This is a genomic window from Ureibacillus aquaedulcis (assembly GCF_030418165.1).
Lineage (GTDB): Bacteria > Bacillota > Bacilli > Bacillales_A > Planococcaceae > Ureibacillus > Ureibacillus aquaedulcis.
On record NZ_JAUHTQ010000006.1, the window covers coordinates 190,581 to 209,756 of the forward strand.

21 protein-coding genes and 1 riboswitch are annotated in these 19,176 nt (G+C 43.0%); all 21 genes read right to left on the reverse strand.

Annotation, left to right across the window (positions count from 1 at the left end; translation table 11 throughout):
• Positions 1–42: 42 nt before the first annotated feature.
• Positions 43–273: a DUF896 domain-containing protein gene (locus QYB95_RS10370; RefSeq protein WP_301138264.1), complete on the reverse strand. Its 231-nt coding sequence runs from the start codon at positions 271–273 to the stop codon at positions 43–45.
• Between the two features lie 129 nt (positions 274–402).
• Positions 403–1,014 (reverse strand): histidine phosphatase family protein, encoded by a 612-nt coding sequence (locus tag QYB95_RS10375; RefSeq protein WP_301138265.1) that lies wholly within the window; start codon positions 1,012–1,014, stop codon positions 403–405.
• A complete protein-coding gene (locus QYB95_RS10380) occupies positions 998–2,071 on the reverse strand; it encodes a pyridoxal phosphate-dependent aminotransferase (protein WP_301138266.1) in 1,074 nt (357 codons plus the stop codon). The genes QYB95_RS10375 and QYB95_RS10380 overlap by 17 nt, the downstream gene beginning before the upstream one ends.
• Positions 2,046–2,999 carry an adenosylcobinamide-phosphate synthase CbiB gene (cbiB, locus tag QYB95_RS10385; protein ID WP_301138267.1) on the reverse strand — a complete coding sequence of 318 codons (954 nt, stop codon included), beginning with the start codon at positions 2,997–2,999 and terminating at the stop codon, positions 2,046–2,048. Before cbiB ends, QYB95_RS10380 begins: the two co-directional genes overlap by 26 nt.
• A gap of 106 nt (positions 3,000–3,105) precedes the next feature.
• Positions 3,106–4,320: a CbiX/SirB N-terminal domain-containing protein gene (locus tag QYB95_RS10390; protein ID WP_301138268.1), complete on the reverse strand. Its 1,215-nt coding sequence runs from the start codon at positions 4,318–4,320 to the stop codon at positions 3,106–3,108.
• The gene (locus QYB95_RS10395; protein ID WP_301138269.1) at positions 4,265–4,834 is read right to left on the reverse strand and encodes a hypothetical protein; all 570 of its coding nucleotides are present in this window, start codon (positions 4,832–4,834) and stop codon (positions 4,265–4,267) included. The genes QYB95_RS10390 and QYB95_RS10395 overlap by 56 nt, the downstream gene beginning before the upstream one ends.
• Positions 4,824–5,129, reverse strand: a complete 306-nt coding sequence (locus QYB95_RS10400) for a hypothetical protein (RefSeq protein WP_301138270.1) — start codon at positions 5,127–5,129, stop codon at positions 4,824–4,826. Before QYB95_RS10400 ends, QYB95_RS10395 begins: the two co-directional genes overlap by 11 nt.
• Positions 5,130–5,223: 94 nt before the next feature.
• A complete protein-coding gene (locus tag QYB95_RS10405; protein ID WP_301138271.1) occupies positions 5,224–6,705 on the reverse strand; it encodes a cobyric acid synthase in 1,482 nt (493 codons plus the stop codon).
• On the reverse strand, positions 6,705–7,244 hold the full coding sequence (locus tag QYB95_RS10410; RefSeq protein ID WP_301138272.1) for a cob(I)yrinic acid a,c-diamide adenosyltransferase: 540 nt from the start codon (positions 7,242–7,244) through the stop codon (positions 6,705–6,707). The genes QYB95_RS10405 and QYB95_RS10410 overlap by 1 nt, the downstream gene beginning before the upstream one ends.
• 10 nt (positions 7,245–7,254) lie before the next feature.
• A complete protein-coding gene (locus QYB95_RS10415; RefSeq protein ID WP_301138296.1) occupies positions 7,255–7,815 on the reverse strand; it encodes a nitroreductase family protein in 561 nt (186 codons plus the stop codon).
• Positions 7,815–8,576, reverse strand: coding sequence for a uroporphyrinogen-III C-methyltransferase (gene cobA / locus QYB95_RS10420; RefSeq protein ID WP_301138273.1), 762 nt, complete (start codon positions 8,574–8,576; stop codon positions 7,815–7,817). The genes QYB95_RS10415 and cobA overlap by 1 nt, the downstream gene beginning before the upstream one ends.
• Positions 8,573–9,211, reverse strand: coding sequence for a precorrin-2 dehydrogenase/sirohydrochlorin ferrochelatase family protein (locus QYB95_RS10425; protein ID WP_301138274.1), 639 nt, complete (start codon positions 9,209–9,211; stop codon positions 8,573–8,575). Before QYB95_RS10425 ends, cobA begins: the two co-directional genes overlap by 4 nt.
• Entirely contained in the window at positions 9,208–10,563 is a 1,356-nt protein-coding gene (locus QYB95_RS10430; RefSeq protein WP_301138275.1) for a cobyrinic acid a,c-diamide synthase CobB, read from the reverse strand. The genes QYB95_RS10425 and QYB95_RS10430 overlap by 4 nt, the downstream gene beginning before the upstream one ends.
• A 12-nt stretch (positions 10,564–10,575) precedes the next feature.
• Positions 10,576–11,697, reverse strand: a complete 1,122-nt coding sequence (locus QYB95_RS10435; RefSeq protein WP_301138276.1) for a cobalt-precorrin 5A hydrolase — start codon at positions 11,695–11,697, stop codon at positions 10,576–10,578.
• Complete coding sequence (gene cobM, locus QYB95_RS10440) at positions 11,690–12,472, reverse strand: precorrin-4 C(11)-methyltransferase (protein WP_301138277.1); 783 nt, start codon at positions 12,470–12,472, stop codon at positions 11,690–11,692. The genes QYB95_RS10435 and cobM overlap by 8 nt, the downstream gene beginning before the upstream one ends.
• Entirely contained in the window at positions 12,472–13,179 is a 708-nt protein-coding gene (cobI, locus tag QYB95_RS10445; RefSeq protein ID WP_301138278.1) for a precorrin-2 C(20)-methyltransferase, read from the reverse strand. Before cobI ends, cobM begins: the two co-directional genes overlap by 1 nt.
• Positions 13,172–14,374, reverse strand: coding sequence for a precorrin-6y C5,15-methyltransferase (decarboxylating) subunit CbiE (gene cbiE / locus QYB95_RS10450; protein ID WP_301138297.1), 1,203 nt, complete (start codon positions 14,372–14,374; stop codon positions 13,172–13,174). The genes cobI and cbiE overlap by 8 nt, the downstream gene beginning before the upstream one ends.
• Positions 14,349–15,491, reverse strand: coding sequence for a cobalt-precorrin-5B (C(1))-methyltransferase (locus QYB95_RS10455; protein WP_301138279.1), 1,143 nt, complete (start codon positions 15,489–15,491; stop codon positions 14,349–14,351). The genes cbiE and QYB95_RS10455 overlap by 26 nt, the downstream gene beginning before the upstream one ends.
• The gene (locus QYB95_RS10460) at positions 15,466–16,140 is read right to left on the reverse strand and encodes a precorrin-8X methylmutase (protein ID WP_301138280.1); all 675 of its coding nucleotides are present in this window, start codon (positions 16,138–16,140) and stop codon (positions 15,466–15,468) included. The genes QYB95_RS10455 and QYB95_RS10460 overlap by 26 nt, the downstream gene beginning before the upstream one ends.
• Complete coding sequence (cobK, locus tag QYB95_RS10465) at positions 16,121–16,900, reverse strand: precorrin-6A reductase (RefSeq protein WP_301138281.1); 780 nt, start codon at positions 16,898–16,900, stop codon at positions 16,121–16,123. Before cobK ends, QYB95_RS10460 begins: the two co-directional genes overlap by 20 nt.
• A 10-nt stretch (positions 16,901–16,910) precedes the next feature.
• A complete protein-coding gene (cobJ, locus tag QYB95_RS10470) occupies positions 16,911–18,554 on the reverse strand; it encodes a precorrin-3B C(17)-methyltransferase (RefSeq protein WP_301138282.1) in 1,644 nt (547 codons plus the stop codon).
• Between the two features lie 204 nt (positions 18,555–18,758).
• Positions 18,759–18,937: riboswitch (cobalamin riboswitch) on the reverse strand.
• Between the last annotated feature and the right edge of the window lie 239 nt (positions 18,938–19,176).

Here is a 19,176-nt window from a genome sequence, read left to right on the forward strand (position 1 = left end):
TTTTTAGAATTATGTCATACTTTTTATGATTATGTCACAGTATTAATTTAATTTATTTCGCTGAATTTCTTTAATTTTTTCCGGCGTCACGTCATTTCCAGTCACATCAATGATTTGCACGTTTTCAATTGTATTTCGGAAGGAAGAACGGAATGAATCCAAATATTCTTTTCGAAGCTGTGTACGTTCCTTCGCCTCTACTTCCGTTAAGTTTCCTTCTTTTGCCTTTTTCGATAGTTCATTTATTCGTTTGATTTTTTGTTCTGATAACATGATTTCTCACCTTTCTATTTCACTCATCTAGTATACAAATATCTTAGGATAATCCTTATATTATACTAAATGAAGATCCTTAACACTTCAAAGGTAAGGAAAAAAAACTCGGAGTGCAAGTAAAACACCCTAGATCTCCCGATTATAAACATATTGGTCGCTATGATCTTTGCTGCAAGTTCCGGATGACACGATTTGCCATTCGTTTTTATCGTATCTAAAGGTGATGCTTTGCCCTCCCGTCAATAATCCTCCGTCCCATAAAGTGGATAATGGCTTATTCTGTAGGGCATTATTTAGACAAGAGATTGCCACCCCGTGCGAAATAATTGCAATGTTATTTTCTGGTCTATGAATAAGCGACTGTATAAAGTCCAGCATCCTTGCTGTAACCTGCTGTAATGTTTCCTGCGTGGTTGCGGTGAATCTTTCCGGACGTTGGATATAGGTTTGATAATTACGATCATGCAGTAGATTGCTTATAGTTTTTCCTTGCCAGTTGCCTAAATTGATTTCCCTCAAACTTGCATCGGTGTGAATTTCATTAGCCGGGAACATCAATTTTGCTGTTGCATGCGCCCTGCCTAAATCGCTGGAGTAGACGACTTCAGGTAGAAAGTTTTGAACTGCCGCTTGCTGTTTTCCTCTTTCGGTCAATGGAGAATCGAGCCAACCTTGTAGAATTCCTGCTTTATTCCAAACGGTTTCTCCGTGACGGAAGATTTTAACGGTTTTGCACATAACTTTTAAAGGCAGTCTTGAATTTCGTCATATTCGTAGGTGTTTTGATGGCAACGCGGAACCATTCCCCATTCAACCCCGTAAAATTATACGTATGACGAAGGACGATCCCTTTTTTTAATAAGTATTCGAAAAAGTCATCCGGTTGAAAGTTATTAGGTAATTTAAACAAGAGATAATTCGCCCGGCTATCCGATACTTCACAATTGAAAGCTGTTAAAAACGTTTTTATCTCTTCTCTCCATATCTCATTCATTTGGGTTGAATGTTTCACGAACTCCCCTAATTCCAAGCACCTTTCACCGATGCTTATTGCAATACTGCTGACATTCCAATGGGAATAATACTTTCTTAAATCTGGTGCTTTTTGCGTTAAAATATACCCCAACCGAATTCCTGCCAGGCAATACATTTTCGTCATGGAACGAACGACAATTAAATTATCGTATTCAGCAACCATAGGAATCACTGTTTCTGCTTCACCTGTCCAATCCATAAAGGCCTCATCAACCACAACCATACAGTTATGTTTTTGGCCATGCTTCAACAGCTGCTCAATCGTACCCGCTTCAATTATGACTCCTGTTGGATTATTTGGATTGCTTAAGTAAAGCACTTCTACATCTATCATCGCCTGCTTAACCTTTGCAATAGAAAATGTATACCGACCAAAATCCTCAACTATCAAAGACTGTACTTGTACATTTTCTGCCAATAAAGTCCGTTCATATTCTGAAAAATTTGGCTGCAGGATACATGCTTTCTTTCCACTAAAATACCGCGCCAATACGGCCAGGCTTTCTGATGCGCCGTTACTCACAATGATCTGTTCTTCATGCAATTGATGAAGCTTTGCGAGTTTCGTCCTTAGAGGATCTGCCAGCTCATCAGGATAATTCTCCAGCAGTCCAGCCAATTGCGGCCACCTTTCCCGGATTTCGAGCGGTACTCCTTGTGCGTTTACATTTTCGCTTAAATCAATAATCTTTTCCGGCGCTTCGATATTGTATGATTGATATAACTTGTGAGGATTAGCTCCATGCAAAGGCAACTGCAATGCAAATCCCTCCTATAATGAAATAAAAAAATAAAGTGGCCACATACATGTGGTGGATGGAGTTTAAAATATGCCGACGATTAAGTTGAATGGACGGTTTACCCATAAAGGCACGAAATGACTTCATGCCGCCATAATAATTTTCTCCGCCTAATTGAACACCGAGCTGTATGGCTGTAGCAGCTTCCAGAAAGCCACTATTCGGGCTTGGATGTTTAGCGGCATCGATAAGCCAGGTTTTTATTTTTTCTGGAAATGGTTGATGTATTGCTTGTTTTGTAAAACTTAAAATGAGAAATCCGGTAATACGACTTGGAATGTAATTGGCTACATCATCGAGTTTTGCAGCGAAAAATCCAAACTCTCCATATCGATCATTTTTATAGCCTATCATTGAATCCAAAGTATTAATGGCTTTATACACCCAAGCGCCGGTCGCGCCAAAAAGCAATGCATAAAATAATGGAGCCGTGACCCCATCACTGGTATTTTCGGACACCGTTTCAACGACTCCTCGCACAATCTCCTGCTCTTCTAGATGAGCTGTATCCCGTCCTACAATCCAGCTTAAATATTTTCGCGCAGTTTCAAAATTCTCCTGGTCCAAGGCGTTGTACACCTTCATTGCAGCTTGCTGTAAACTATTTTGGGCAAGCGCTAAACTAATCAGAACAATTTCAACGAACACTCCGATTAAAAAATGAACTTTATAGCTTACCCAAACAATACTGCCAACTACTGCGCCAGTGGTTACAATCACTATCAAAACGCAGAAGAAACCCTTCATTTTTCTATGTAGACTGCTATTAAATTTCTTTTCCAGCCTTTCAATCAGGCGGCCAATATAGATGACAGGATGTGTCCATTTTTCAGGGTCCCCAAAGATTCTATCGATTAGTAATGCGAAAAGACAGATTACCACATTCATATTTATACCTCTGCAATCTATGTCTACTGTTTACTCAATCTATTTTACATAAGTTTACAAAAACAAGTAAGACAAAGCCTTTAAATCTTTGCCTTACTTGTTTTTATCAGTGGTGATGATGATGGACAGGGCCATGTTCTTTTGCATAGATACGATAGTTTTCCAAGTCTTGCATTCCGGTTGAAGTGCCGTTCATTGCCTGTTCCACTCGTTCCAGCAATATATGCTGAAGTTTTTCATGGTAACCAAAGTAACCCGCGATTTCAATGTCAACCTGAGGATGCTGCTGTTCGAATTTCTCTCGCATTCTATGCATTCTCTCCATTAGGATACCTGTGAACAAGAAGTACGGCAGCATGATAATTTTTTTCGCGCCCAATTTTATACAGCGCTCGATTCCTTCTTCCACGGTCGGTGTTGTTACGCCCATGAATGCACTCTCAACCCACGGAACCTCAAGTTTTTCCCATAGCAAGCGAGTAATCTTGTAAAAATCGCCATTCGCCCCGGGGTCGCTTCCTCCCCGTGCAATGAGTAAGATTGCCGTGTCATCATATCTAGCTTCAGGATTAAAACCAACTTCTATTAATCTAGCTTTTAGTATTTCGAATATTTCATCATGAATACCAATTGTTTGCCCATATGTAAATTCGATATGCGGGAAATGTTCACGGGCATGCTCGATTTCGGCGGGAATATGCAGCTTTGAATGTCCTGCGTGGAGCAAAATGACTGGAACTACATGAACTTCATGAGCACCTTTTTCAACGCATATTTCGATGCCTTCTTCAATATTTGGCGATGCAAATTCCAGAAAACAGGTTTCAACCAAGATATCAGGATTGATCAATGCTTTTGTTCGTGAGATAAATTCGCGAACTTCCTCATTCCCTCTCTCCAGCCGGCTGCCATGCCCAACAAATAACACCGCTTTGTTCACGCTTTGTATTCCTTCTTTCCTTTTCCGTTGTTTGTTCTTCGAAATCCCCTTGCCATACTGGTCATTTACTTGCTGTAATCCATTTTGCCCCATGGTATAGATTTGATGTTCGACATCAATTGTTTCATCGACGATTCCTCTTGCGACATCGTCATTTGGTACACTGTACCAGTTGCCTTCAGGATAAGAAATAACAATACATTTATCTCTGCATCTACCGTTGCATCGGGTTCTGGATGTATGAATCTGGTCATCCAATTTTTGTTTCCTGATTTCATCCCGGATTGCAAGCGTGATTTCCTCCGCCCCTGCACCCATGCATGTACTACCGTTGCAAATTAGTAAATGCTTCTGCATCCCCTGCAAATTCCACGTTGTCATAGGTGACCTCCTCTATTGGTTTCCAAGAAATAATCGCTGCATAAAATGAATGCGTATAGTGGTAGCCCTTTTCATCCACTCTTATAAATGGCTCTAAAGCTTGTTCAACATGCTGGCGGTTAAATTGCTCATTTAGGATTTTTTTGCTCTGCGCCGTGATTAACTGTTCCTTCGTTTCATAATGATACGTGCGCTCCAGTTTCAACATTTCGCAGTCGGCAAAAACCCCTAATTGATAAAGCATATTCACTATCTGAATATAATCTCTGCGCGGATATTTAATGTCATAGCCAAAGTGCTTATCCAATACTTCATAATGCGGCTGGATAGGGCCCGTCGTCATGCCGATGATGACACGCTTTTTTGCGAGTGCATTCATCTTTTTCAGGGTATTCAACATGTAGTAGATTCGGTAGAAGCAATTGACGCCAATGACAATATCGTGCGCTTCAACTGCCGCATCTTCCCATTTGGCATGAATATAGTCAACATTCTGTGCCTCTTCAAAGCACATTTTCAAATAATCCAGTACTGCCTCTTTTAGCAAGCCCTTGCAAGGAAAACGTGTAGTTTCCCCAGCCAGGACCGATTTCAAGTACGTCGTCATCGGGCGAAATGTAGGGCTGGATGACTTCAAAAATCTGTTTTGCATGAGCATCCGTTTGACGAATGATTTTTTTGGCAATGGACTGCCGCCAGAAGGCTTCCTCCAATTGATCGTCTGTCATTCGTTCAGGGATATTGCCATGCCAATCATGCATCCCTTCTTGCCAGAATGATTCAAAATTTATTGTTAATGGTCCCTTCAAGAACTTCCCCTCCAGTCATTGCTACAGCTAGATACAAAAGGCAAAGCAAAAGCATGGCTCCCAACTAATCCTAATCCCGGTTCTCTCCCACCACTTATTGAATGAACGAGTATAATTTATCCATATCCAAATGCTTCCTGACATGATGATCCAGCATTTCATATGCTTCTTCCCGCATTTCGCCGTCACTTTTTACCTCTTCCGATAGAATCGGAAATCCTTTTTCTTGCCGCAATTCATTGAAAAGCTTTCGGGTAAATAAACGGTTATGGAAGATCCCGTGTAAATAGGTGCCGATAATCTGCCCATTAGCTGTCATAACCCCATCCTCGCGGCCATCTTCCAATCGAATGAAGGATCGTATGTCTGCCGTTTTTTCAGAACGTCCTAAATGGATTTCATACCCGGAAACTTGTTGACCGTCTTCCAACGTTCCCTTAACCTGGACTGTTTGCTTTTGAGGAAAAAAGGTAGTTTCAATTGGAAGTAGACCGAGCCCTTCGAAAGTGCCTCCGTCGCCTTCCACTGCATTCGGGTCAATCAGAAGCTCTCCCAGCATTTGATAGCCGCCGCAAATTCCGAAGATTCTTGTTCCTTTTTTCACAAGCTGTTGAATCGACTCAGCCAATCCCGATTGTTTCAGCCACTCCAAGTCTTCAATGGTATTCTTGGTTCCAGGCAAAATGAGCAGATCCGGGGTTTGTAATTGATGCAGGTTTGAAACTAATCTTACGTTTACTCCCGGTTCATCATAGAACGGATCGATATCCGTAAAATTCGAAATATGCGGGAGCTTCACCATGGCCGCATCAATTGTGCTTTGGTCTTGTTTTGGCTTTTTCAACTTCAAACTTGCCAACGCCAAAGAATCTTCGGCATCGATGGCTACATCGAGATATGGAATAACTCCCAAAACCGGGATATCCGTTTTCTTTTCAAGCCATTCAATACCGCTCGTTAATAACTCTTCCATTCCGCGAAACTTATTGATGATGATTCCTTTCACTCTTGCTCTTTCCTGATCATCCAACAAGAAGAGGGTCCCAATGATGGAAGCAAATACCCCTCCACGGTCAATGTCAGCAACTAAAATGACCGATGCATCCGCCAGATGGGCCATCCGCATATTTGCGATATCGCGTTCCTTTAAATTGATTTCAGCTGGACTGCCTGCCCCTTCCAGCAAGATGATGTCATATTGCTGCTCTAGTTTCTGAAGGGATTCTTTCACTTCCGGCATCACCATTTCAACAAATTCTTCACGGTATCTTTTGGCATCCATGTTTTGGCGATGTTTCCCATGGACGATGACTTCCGAAATCATTTCACCTTTTGGCTTCAATAGGATCGGATTCATATCAGTCGTTGCATCGACTCTTGCAGCTTCCGCTTGTACGCCTTGTGCGCGGCCTATTTCCCCGCCATCTTTTGTAATATATGAATTCAGCGCCATATTTTGAGATTTGAACGGGGCGACCCGATACCCATCATTTGCAAAAATCCGGCATAATGCAGTACATATTAAACTTTTCCCTACGTCCGAAGCGGTCCCTTGAACCATAATTGCTTTAGCCATTAGAATTCCAGTCCTTTAACTGCCGAGATATTTTGATCAGAATAATAATGTTTTGTCGGTTCCATTGTGGATACCAAATCGGCAATCTCGAGCAATGCAAGATCAGCAGCCCGACCAGTAATGACAACATGCATACGCGGAGGGCGATTTTTAATGGCTTCTATTACTTCGTGTAGCGGCAATACATCTTCAATCGGGAATGTTTGAATTGCCAGTGCATTATTCAATTCGTCCAGAACGAGCAGGTCAATGGTTTCATCCTGAAGTGCATTCTTCACTTTTTTCCAAGCTTTCTTCAGTGCTTCGCGGTGTTCTTCCGGAGTCTTTGTCCAAGTAAAACCAATTCCCAGCTGCTCCGTTTCCACCCCCAGCTTGCGTAAGGCAATTTGTTCGCCATATGTTCGTTCCGGCGATTTGATAAATTGCAGAAATTCGACCTTCATTCCTCGACCAATTGCACGCAAAGTCAAGCCAAGGGAAGCTGTAGTTTTTCCTTTTCCTTCACCTGTGTAAACAAGCAATAGACCACGTTTGACCATTCTTCTCCTCCTATAGCCAGGTTGTTTTTTCTTCGAATGAAGTGCGTTTCTTGTCTGGAAGCTGTTCTTCCTGTGGATAGCCGATAAACAGGGTACCCACTACTTGCTCGTTCACGCTTGCACCAATAAAGGAATGCAGACGTTCATCGTGCACAAGACCGACCCCTCTTGTACGCCAAACAAACCCCAGACCAAGCTCCTCGGCCATCAGCCACATCGACATGATGGCACTGCATACAGCGAATACATTGTCCTTGGTGGAAGCTTCATCATTTTCGATTTTTTGTGATGTTGCCACAATCACAAGAGGTGTTGTTTGTATTACCTCCAAAGAGCTTTTTATTAAATTGGGCTTTGTCGGAAATCGTTCAATCAAGTATTCCGTTGCCACCTCTTCAAATCTTTTTAATGCCTCCCCCTGGAGCACGTAGAAATGCCATGGTTCACGATTGCGATCATTTGGGGCAAATGTGGCTACCTCAAGCAATTGTTCGATTTTATGTTTTTCAATCGGTCTATTTTGATATTGCCTTATCGCACGACGTTTTTTTAATGTATCGTATACTGTCATCATACAGATTCCTCCATTTGCTCAAACCATGCTATTTTCTCTCTCACATCCACGACGTTTCCTACCACGATTAGTGCCGGATTGACGACCTGCTCCTGCTCGATTCTATCTGCAATATCCGCTAGTTTCGTAGTTATTGTCCGTTGATTTTCGGTCGTTCCACGCTCTATTATGGCAACCGAAGTATTTTTGTCCCTGCCATGGGCAATAAGTTGATTCGCGATATGCCGTATGTTCCCGACACTCATATAAAAGGCAAGTGTATCAATCCCTTTGGCCAATGCTTCCCAGTGCAAAAAGTCCTGTCCTTTTTCTGCCCGGCCGTGGCCACTTACAATCGCAAAACTGGTTGCGTATTCGCGGTGTGTGACAGGTATACCTGCATATGCCGCTGCTGCAATTCCCGCGGTAATACCTGGAACCACTTCATAGGGAATATTTGCTTCTCTTAAGACAGCGGCTTCTTCAGCACCCCGTCCAAATACAAATGGGTCCCCTCCCTTTAGTCTCACGACCATCTTTCCCCTCGTCGCTTCCCTTACCAGCAGCTCGTTGATTTCGTCTTGAATTAATTCATGCCTGCCTGGTTCTTTGCCGCAATAGACAAGTTCGACAGTTTCCTTTGCATATTTCAGCAGCTCTTTATTAACAAGTCGGTCATATGCAATAACATCAGCTTCTTTAATACATTCCATTCCGTATACCGTTATTAATCTCGGGTCGCCCGGACCAGCTCCTACTAAATAAACCTTGCCTGTCATATTGGTTGAACTCCTGACAATATTTTCTGGACGTATGCATCACATTGATCCCATTTCTTTTCCCTTGCCCACATCTCCAATTCCGAGTCCAAAAGAGCTGCGATTGCATCACGTTTTCTATTTTTATCCTGAACGCTTTGAATAATCTCGCGTCTTGCCTTCTTTAAAAATTCGATATAATCCGTAAACGTATCATCAAACTGACTTGCTAAATCTTCTTTTAATTTACGAGTCAATCCTGGATGGGCACCGGAAGTAGAAACAGTTAAAGTGAGGTCCCCTCTTCTGACAACGGCGGGATTGATAAAATCTACTCTGCCTTTTGCATCTGCACGACTTAACAATTGCCAATGCTGTGTGGCTTGTTCTACTGCATCATTGACCGATTCCTGATCTGTTACGGCAAAAACCAAAGATGCATCATCTAGATCGCTTGGCTCAAAATATTTCTTCTTCCATACGGCTTTGCCTTGTTCGAGATAGCTGGCGATCTCATCCGTAATAGTAGGACTAATAATGGTGATTTGTGCTTTCGTCGGCAATAAGGCCTGAAGTTTTTGCCTTGCTACATGTCCTCCTCCGACAATCACTACCTTTTTATAATCCACATCCAGCATTACAGGAAAATAGTTCATTTTATTCCCTCCATACAGGCAGTTAACCAATTTTCAACTAGTTGAGGATTCGATGCGAAATGAAAATGGGTATAGCCTGCCACCAAGTTTTTGTGCAAAAAGCCCTCTTGCTGCGCCCGGAATCTTCCTTTTGAGAAATAGGCAGGGGAAACGACATCACCCTGGTAGGTTGAATAGTGAAACTCATGCCCTTTCGCCTGTTGATGTGAGTCAATCAGGAAATTTCCATCCATCCCCGTGATTTCCCTATATCCTAATGCAGCTAATTTATCCTGCATCACAACTTTTCCCGGAATAATCCCCAGCATATTGAATTGTTCTCCATCTCTTCTTTGAATGGCATCTGTACAATACATAAAGCCTCCACATTCCGCCAAGGTCGGTACGCCCGCAGAAATGGTTTCACGAATGGATTCCTTTGTAAATTCATTTTCGGAAAGCTGTTTTGCAAACTCTTCCGGAAACCCTCCACCGATATAGAGCCCTTGTGCAATTTCAGGTACTCGTTCATTTCGCAACGGGGAGAAGTAATGTAACTCCGCACCGTGTGCCTCCAGCAATTCAAGATTTTCTGGATAGTAAAAGTTGAATGCTTCATCTTTGGCAACAGCAATATGTACTTTTTCGTTTTGCTGTTTTTCAAAAATAGCGGCTGTTTGGTTCAATATTGGCGCTTCCGTCAGCGAAAGCAGCAACTCCAAATCTACGGTTGCTTCGATTGCCTGAGCTACTTCCTCAAAATATGAATCTAGTTCCCCTCTTTCAATGGCTGGAACCAGTCCCAAGTGACGGCTCGGTATAGGGGGGACAGCCCCTTTCTGTAAATAACCTATTACTGGTATTTGGCACTCCTGCTCTATCGCCGCCTTGACAATTTCATAATGACTTTTGCTTCCTAATTGATTGGCAATAACCCCGACGATATTGACATCTTGCGATAGAGTCTGGAATCCTCTCACAATCGCGGCTGCACTTCTTGCCATGCTCGCTGCATTCACAACCAAAAGTACAGGGCTTGATGTAATTCGGCTAATTTCTGCGGTAGAGCCTACATCAGTCAATGGACTTTTGCCATCATAAAAACCCATGACCCCCTCAATAATTGCAACATCAGCTTGTTCGCTTGCACGGCTAACAATGGTCTCGACCACATCATGGGATAACATCCAGCTATCAATATTGCGCGAAGTTCTTTTCGTTACAGCCGTATGATAAGAAGGATCAATATAATCAGGGCCGCATTTAAAGCCCTGCACCTTGAAACCTTTATTCATCAATGCTTTCATTAAGCCAACCGTCAATGTTGTCTTACCGACTCCACTGCCTGTACCTGCAATCACAAAACGCTTCATATCTTCCTCCTATTAAAAGCTCTGTCTGGCAATAGAAATTGTCACATTTCCACTTTTCTTTTTTTGCAGCAACAAATCATTCGTATTGGCATACCTCATCGCAGCAGGTTCACTTACTCCATATGCCCCAGTAAATTTAAAGACAGTTTCCGAAGGATTTAATAAAGGCATTTCATTCAGTTGTTCAGGGGTAAATGTGACAAACTTCCACCCATAGCGATTCGTTATATCGATAAAGCCCTGCTCATCTTTTTTTAAATCAATGGTCACGATCGCTTTGACACTTTTCTTCGCTAGCTTTAGCTCAGCCAATGTTTCATCAATGACAGCTTCCATTTCTTCCACCGACGTCCCTCGATTACACCCCATCCCAAGCACGAGAGATTTAGGGCGATAAAGTACGCCATTTTCCAAAATGCTTTCTTCGTCCTCTTCCAATATACGGTCCGTGATAATGAGAGCAGCATCCGGTTTTGCTTCCATTGCCTGGTCAATTGTTTGGTACTGTTTGATAGTGGCGGGCATCGGCGTTTCATGCATCCACCAGCCCGTTTCCCCGGTTTCTTGAACAATTGCGACATGCTCCTCGTTTACAACGGAAGCACTGACGGGAGTTAACTTTTCATCCGATTCCCAAATCCAGCCAAAACGAGCACCGAATAAATCAACCGGGATGGTTTTTTGTACATCGGAAGCTGTTGTAATAATGGGCTTGGCTCCAATTGCATTGGCCACTTCATGGGTTAATGCATTGGCACCGCCAATATGCCCGGAAAGCACACTGATGACATGCTCCGCTTTATCATCAATCACCAAAACAGCAGGGTCCTTTTTTTTATCTTCCAAAAGAGGGGCAATCATGCGAACAACGGCCCCTAATGAAATGATCAGGATGAGTCCTTTGTAATTCTTGAATAATGCCGGTAACAATAAACGGACCGTTCCTTTAAATAACTGGATGCCCCTGGCTTGCTCGTCTCCGTGTTCGAATTTTCCCATATAATATACGTCGACATGGGGAAAATCCTGTGCCATCTGGCGTGCTTTTTGAACGCCATGCTTGGTTATGGCGACCAAGGCATAGGGCTTAGATACTTGGATTTCAGGAATATGGCCTTCTTGTAGCTCAATCATTAACTTTCACACCTTTTCGGAAGCCATGGGTAAACGTCGCATCATATAGTTTTGAACGATAATTCTTATCGTGAATCTCGGGATCTAGTGCCCAACCTGCCAGAATCATTGCATGTTTACGTATTCCATTTTGGCGCATTGCCTCATCAAGGTTTATTAATGTTGTACGAACAATTTTCTGGTCTGGCCAAGAAGCTCTTTGAACGACAGCTACCGGTGTATCATCCGCCCATCCTGCTTCTTGCAGTTCTTTCACGATTTTCTTTGTCAATGTGGCACTTAAAAATAAGGCGATGGTACAATGATGGCTTGCAAGCGACCGTAATTTTTCTAGCTCCGGCACGGGTGTACGCCCCTCTGCACGAGTCAATATGAGTGTTTGTGTTAGGTCAGGAATGGTTAATTCCGACCCTACTGCAGCTGCCGAAGCAAATACCGAACTAACTCCCGGCACTACCTCGTAACTGATGCCCTGCTCTTTTAGTAATGCGACTTGTTCCATTGTCGCCCCGTACATGGCAGGGTCGCCTGTATGCATACGCACCACCATTTTGCCTTCATTCACATAGCGAGCCATGCAATCAACCATTTCTTGCAGGTGCATACCCGCTGTTCGAACAATCTCTGCACCCGGTTTTGCCATTGCCACAAGCTCTTCACTAACGAGAGAATCAGTGTACATCACAACATCCGCTTGCTGCATAAGCTTCAGACCTTTCACCGTTATTAAATCCGGGTCGCCAGGTCCAGCTCCGATAATCCATATTTTTTTCATTATTTTCGCACCACCATCAAGGATAGATAATTTAATTCGGCACCTTCCAACTCATCCAGCTTCCAGATAATCTCCTCATCTGAAGTAACTTTTGTTACTACTACCGCCTTGTCATAAAGATTCATCTCTTTTAAGAGCACAAGCATCATATCCAGCACTTTCGCCACTTTAATAAACACGACGGCATCATGGTCTTCCAATGCTTTCTTCATTAGTTCATAGTTATCTTGGGCCGGAATCATTGCTACATGGTCATCTCCATCTGCTAATGGGATCCCAAGCCGATTTGCCGAGCCATTGAATGATGAAATACCCGGGACTGTTTCAATCTCGACCGCTGGATATTTGTCTTTCATCCCCTTCATCAGATGAATGAATGTACTGAATAACATCGGGTCGCCTTCCGTAACAAAGGCAACATCCTTCCCCTTTTCCAGCGACGAATAAATAAGCTCGATCGATTTTGCCCATTCTCTTTCCAATGTTTCTTCATCCTTTGTCATCGGAAAGACCAATCCGAGCATTTCTTTCTCTTCTTGATCAATGTACACTTCAACAATCTTGTGTGCGTAGCTTTTGCTGCCGCGCAATTTTTTCGGATAAGCAATCACCGGACATTCCTTCAGCATACGGAAAGCCTTGACCGTTATTAGCTCCGGGTCTCCTGGACCAACGCCCAGCCCATATAATTTTCCTAAATTATGCATTTTCGATTCCTTTCTTAACTGCAGTGATAATATAGATAGGGTTTAACGGCACAAATCTTGTCATATGTAAAATCGGTTTACTTCTTGAAAGTTGGGCCTGCAAGATCGAAACATCGCATTGCAATTCTTTTAAGCAATTGATCGCTTCATATAGATTTTCGATTGTTGCCAGGTTCATGACAAGTCGACCTTCCGGCTGTAATCGATCGATACAGACAGTTAGCAACTGCTGCATTTCCCCACCGGATCCACCAATAAAAATAGCATTCGGATCTGGGAATTCCTCTAAGCGATCCGGTGCCTTTCCATGGATCGCCGTGATATCAACACGGAATTTCCGCTGGTTTTCCAGGCAATTCGCCAAATCTCCCTCATTTTTTTCAATCGCAAAAACGGCTCCTTCTTTTGCCAATTTGCCTGCTTCAATGGCCATCGATCCAGTACACGTTCCTATGTCCCAGATCACACTGGATGATTCAATATTCATGGCTTGCAGACTTAAAACACGTATTTCCTTTTTTGTAATCAACCCTTTATCGGGCTTGCGCTGAGAAAATTCCTCATCCTCTATCCCCAGCGGATAGACCGGCCCGCTTTTTGTTTGGCGTAAAATGACAACATTTAATGGTGAAAAGGAGCTTTCCATTACTTCCTCCAATGTCATTAACCGGCACTGTTCATTTTCACCCTCCAAGTTTTCTGCAATGAACATTTCATATTCAGTCATGCCGAAAAGCTTTAAATAGTTCGCAATCCTGATGGGGGAATTGATGTCGTCCGTTAATATGGCAACCTTTTGACGTCCATCAATTTTTTGGGCCAAGCCCTTTATGGAACGGCCATGCAAACTGATAATAGTTGCATCTTGCCAAGATTCCCTCAAACGGGAAAACGCCAACTGAAGCGAGCTTGCATATGGGTAGATTTCCAAAGGAATCTTTTTCGATAGGTAACTGCCGATGCCATAGAAAAGGGGATCCCCCGATGCCAGGATAACCGTATTTCGTTGTTCGGCCTGCAGTTGTTCCACCAGTTTTGAAAGCCCGCCCTTTATCACAATCTTTTCGCCTTTATAATTAGGGAAAAATGCTAGTTGACGTTCCCCTCCTACTAAAACTTCACTTTGCTCGATCCATTCGATATATGGAGGCAACAAACCATATGCTCCGTTATCCCCGATACCAATCATCTTCATCAATTGTGTCAAGATGCTCCACCTTCCCTAAACAATCACCATTCATCCCGTAGAAAGCAGTTGCTACAGAAAGACCACCTTTTACATGGGCAATGGCATGGTAACTGCAATTACGGCATAAAGTTTCGAAAAACGCGGTATTGTTGAGTTCTTTCATGATTTCTCCAACTTGAGAGGCTGTATTCGCCTCTTTTATAAGTTCTTGTATTTCTTCCGTCGCACCCGCCCGTTTCGCCATTTCGGCCAAAAAGACAAAATTAACTGGCGCACTTTTTGAATGAAGCATCATGTTTCCTTGTGCAAGCTTTGAAAATTTCCCCATCATGCCGACAAGGGATACATTGGGAATTTCCTTTTTCTTTATATGCTTCAAAGTAAAACCGGCAAAGTCACCCATCTCAATAAACGCTTCTTCCGGAAGGTCGGGATATTGCTTCATGGCAAATTTTTCGCTTCTTCCGCCGGTGGTCAGTACCAAATGCTCGCAACCCGCTTCTTTTGCAACACTTATAGCTTGTACAATACTCGCCATATAGGCAGAGTTTGAAAAGGGCACCACCGTTCCACGCGTCCCTAATATGGAAATGCCGCCAAGGATGCCAAGGCGTCCATTTAATGTTTTTTTCGCGATTTCTTCACCATCGGGAACAGATATAACAACTTCTATCCCTTTCTCGATGTGATAGGTATCCATCAACTCTTGAACAACCTCGAAAATCATTTTCCGCGGTACTGGATTGATGGCTGCTTCGCCAACGGGTACCGGCAAGCCCGGTTTTGTTACACGACCCACACCAATTCCACCATCCAGATGAATGCCGGGCTCATCTACAAATCTTACGGAACTGATTATCCGGGCCAGATGGGTAACATCAGGGTCATCCCCGGCATCTTTAATGGTTTCGCAGCTAACCTTTTGTGGCGAAATAATCGTGTCTGTAATTTGGAAGGTAGCAAATTGACCCACCGGCAAATAAATCGTTACCTGTTCCTGCACTTCGTTTCTTATTAGAGCTAGCAGGGCCGCTTTTGTCGTAGCTGTCGCGCATGCTCCTGTTGTATAGCCGGAACGCATGTCTTTTGGGTCTTTTTTATTCGATTTTTTTTGCACGTTCATCTGCTAATAGTGAAATGGCATTTAATGCAGCAACGGTTACAGTACTGCCGCCCTTCCTTCCGACATTTGTAATGTAGGGAATTCCCTCAAGCTTTGCCAATTCTTCTTTTGACTCTGCTGCGGATACAAATCCAACCGGCATTCCGATAATTAAATCCGGCTTTGCAATTCCCTCTTTTATCAAGCGGATCAATTCCAGAAGTGCTGTTGGTGCATTCCCGATGGCGTAAATCCCACCGACATGTTGACGTACTGCTTTCTGCATGGAAATAATCGCGCGAGTGGTGCCTAATTTTTTTGCTTCTGCCGATACATCCGGATCTGCGATATAACAATGCAAATCTCCTCCGTGTTTTTGGAAGCGCTTTTGTCCGGAGCCGCTTTGAATCATTTGCACATCGGCAATGACATGGCGTCCATTCAAAATTGACTGAATCCCGGCTTCCAGAGCATCCGGCGTCATCAAAACACTTCTGCCTAGTTCAAAATCTGCCGAAGCGTGAATAATACGGCGAACCACTTTCCATTGATCTTCCAAAAATGTATGTTCACCCATTTCTTCATCAATGATCGAAAAACTATAATCATAGATCTTGTCGGGGTCCACTGTAAGAGGCGTGAACTCGGTATTAAAATTGGTATTGGCCATTGTTTGACACTCCCTGTAATTGTTCTAGTATTTCTTCATTGGACGAATATTTTTTGCCATAATCAATTCGTGGACGTCTGATTAAAATGACTTCGATTTGCTGCTCTATCGCCGCTTCCATCTTTTCATCCATCGAACCCACTTTCCCGCTTTCTTTGGTGATCATCAATGTCACACCGTATTGCTTGTAAAGTGCATGATTCAACTGTTTTGAAAACGGCCCTTGCATCGCAATGATATTTTTTTGCGGAATGCCCAGATTTGCGCATTTCTCCATATTCTCCACATTCGGCAGCATCCTTGCGTATAATTTAATGTCCGGATCCTCTAAATGTTTTGTAAAGGTTGCTAACGTTTTACTTCCTGTTGTTAACATAATCGTTCCGCCCCGTTTTTTTGCTTCGAGTGCAGCTTGTTCATACGTATCAACTTTCGTAATGAGTTCATGCTCAAAATCACGACTTTTTCTTTCAAATCTTATATAAGGGATTTCCATTGTTTTTGCTGTTTCCATCGCCGTTTTAGAAGCTTCCTCAGCAAATGGATGTGATGCATCGACAATCACTTCGGCACCGATTTTTGCTGCGAGCTGCACCATCTCCTCATGTGTCAATCGCCCAACGTGGTGTTTTATCCCTGATTCCTGTAAGCTATCTGCCGCCGATTGTGTAACAACTGTAGCGAGTAGACCGTATCCATTCTCCTGCAAGAAAACTGCAAGTTCCCTTGCATCACTTGTACCAGCCAAGAAAAGTATCATTCTAAACCTCCTAATCTCCGCATGGCGCCGGTTCGAGTTCGATTTTGCTGCTCATGTCCTGATAGCTGTAATCCAGGATTCTCTTGACACGTTTAAAATATTTAAACAATCGCTCATTTGGGTGTGCATTTTGTTTATACTCATCAAGTATCCTTGTGACTAATGGAATAAGTGCATCAGGTTCGATTCCTTCGGCAACCGGCTGGGCTGCATGAGCCGTACGCCCAACTGGTTTTGCACCAATGAATAAATCAAACTTCTTCTTCCGGTAGACGATGCCGATATCATCAAAAACGGCTCGGTAGCAAGCCATACCGCAACCATTAAATCCTATATGCAGCTCTTTGGGCAGCTTCATTCCACCCAAGTCCCGCTGAATCATTTCTGCGTATGGAATCGCATCCGCTTTTTCGCCATAGCAGAAATCACATGCTTTTACATTTAGGTAATCTCCTATGGGAGCTATTAAAAATCCGACACTTTCCAGCACTTCGACAACTTTTTGCGGTTCATCTGTAGGGATTTTCAAATGAATCTTGTGCTCGGGCGTATATTCCATTGTGCCATTGTCCCCAACCAATTCAGCCAAAGTTCGCATTTGTTCCGGAGTAAAGGATTTGTTTGCAACCCCTGGGCTTACCCCAATCTCAAAGATGGATTCCACTTTCTGCTGGATAAGCGGCTTAGCAAGGGTTTGTCCATTGGACGCCTCACTCTTGCTTCCTGAAACAAGCGCCAAGGCTTCGTTAGCCAGTTCCAGTGCGGATTTATTTACCTTTTTTTCAGCAATTTTCTCGTAACCACTCTTTGCCAATCCGGTATCTTGGTCAAGCGCCCACGGTTCCGCTTCTTTTTTCAAACGCTGATGAGGTTTCAGAGCTTGTTTTTCTTCTCCCAGCGTATATTTCCGTTGATAACCTCGAGGGGTAATCATTTTGTTGTCATAGTAGAAGGTTGATGAGTTACCTATAATAACCGTTGTCAACATGCCAATATCATGGTTGAGCATTTCCTCCAAGGTTGTCATGGTAATCTGTTGTTTTTCCCTATATGCGCTTTTCACCAGACCAACGGGTGTTGAAGGGGATCGGTATTCCAGCAAGATTCTTTGTGCTTCAACGATTTGTCTGGTACGGCGACCGCTTTTCGGATTGTATAAGGCAATCACGAAATCCGCCATTGCCGCTGCTTCAATACGCTTTTCAATGATGGTCCAGGGAGTTAAATGATCACTCAAACTGATGGTGCAAGAATCGTGCATGACTGGGGCACCGATTAAGCTGGCACAAGAATTAATGGCAGATATCCCGGGTACCACCTCAACTTCGATACCGTTTTCCTCCTTCCAGCCAAGTTCAATGAGCACTTCATACACAAGTCCCGCCATGCCATAAACACCTGCATCTCCACTGGAAATAACGGATACGATGTTTCCTAGTTCCGCTTGACGTACTGCTTCCTGGGCACGCGAAACTTCTTCGGTCATGCCTGTACTGATGATTGATTTAGCTGTAACTAGATGGGCAATTAATTCAACATAAGTTTTATAGCCGATAATATATTCACTTTGCTGCAAAGCATCGATTGCCCTTTTGGTGATATGTTCATAATCCCCGGGACCAAAGCCAACGACAAAAATTTTCCCTTTTTTCATAACACTCCCCCTAAACTACTAGCAAACTACTATTCTTAATGCGTTTGATTTTCTCCAAAAAATCTATTTGAAATAAAAAAGAAGATAAAAAAAGCCTGTACTCTTTTTAGGAATACAGGCAGAATTAATAAACGGCATAACAAAATAAGCTATTACCCTATAGTAATCAACTAAACTTTAGCCTTGTCTTTTCCCTCCGAAAAGTCGCACTATCTTTATTGAGCAGGTTTCCTGACTCGGCTTCATTTTACTGCCACACCTTCCCGGAAGCGGTGGTTTTGTGGGTTCATCGGCCATACAGTAGCGGGGGCTGTACTAGACTTTCACTAGTTTCCCTTTTACCTCATTTTTGAAATATGAGCACTCAATAAATTTTAAGAATATTCAATTACCCCAAATATAGCATACTGAAAATGGAAGTCAAACCATTTTTTAAAAAATCTTCTAAACTTAGGTTAACTACTATTTTGTCGGTTATGACGAGATTTAGCGATTTTTGGTGATTTTTAGCTTAGTATGTAATGTGCGGTGCAAGTGCTTCACTATTCTGGAACTGGTAACCCGGGAACACACTGAGTTGTATCCATGATAGTAAAAAAAAATGAGGATGGGACAAAACCTG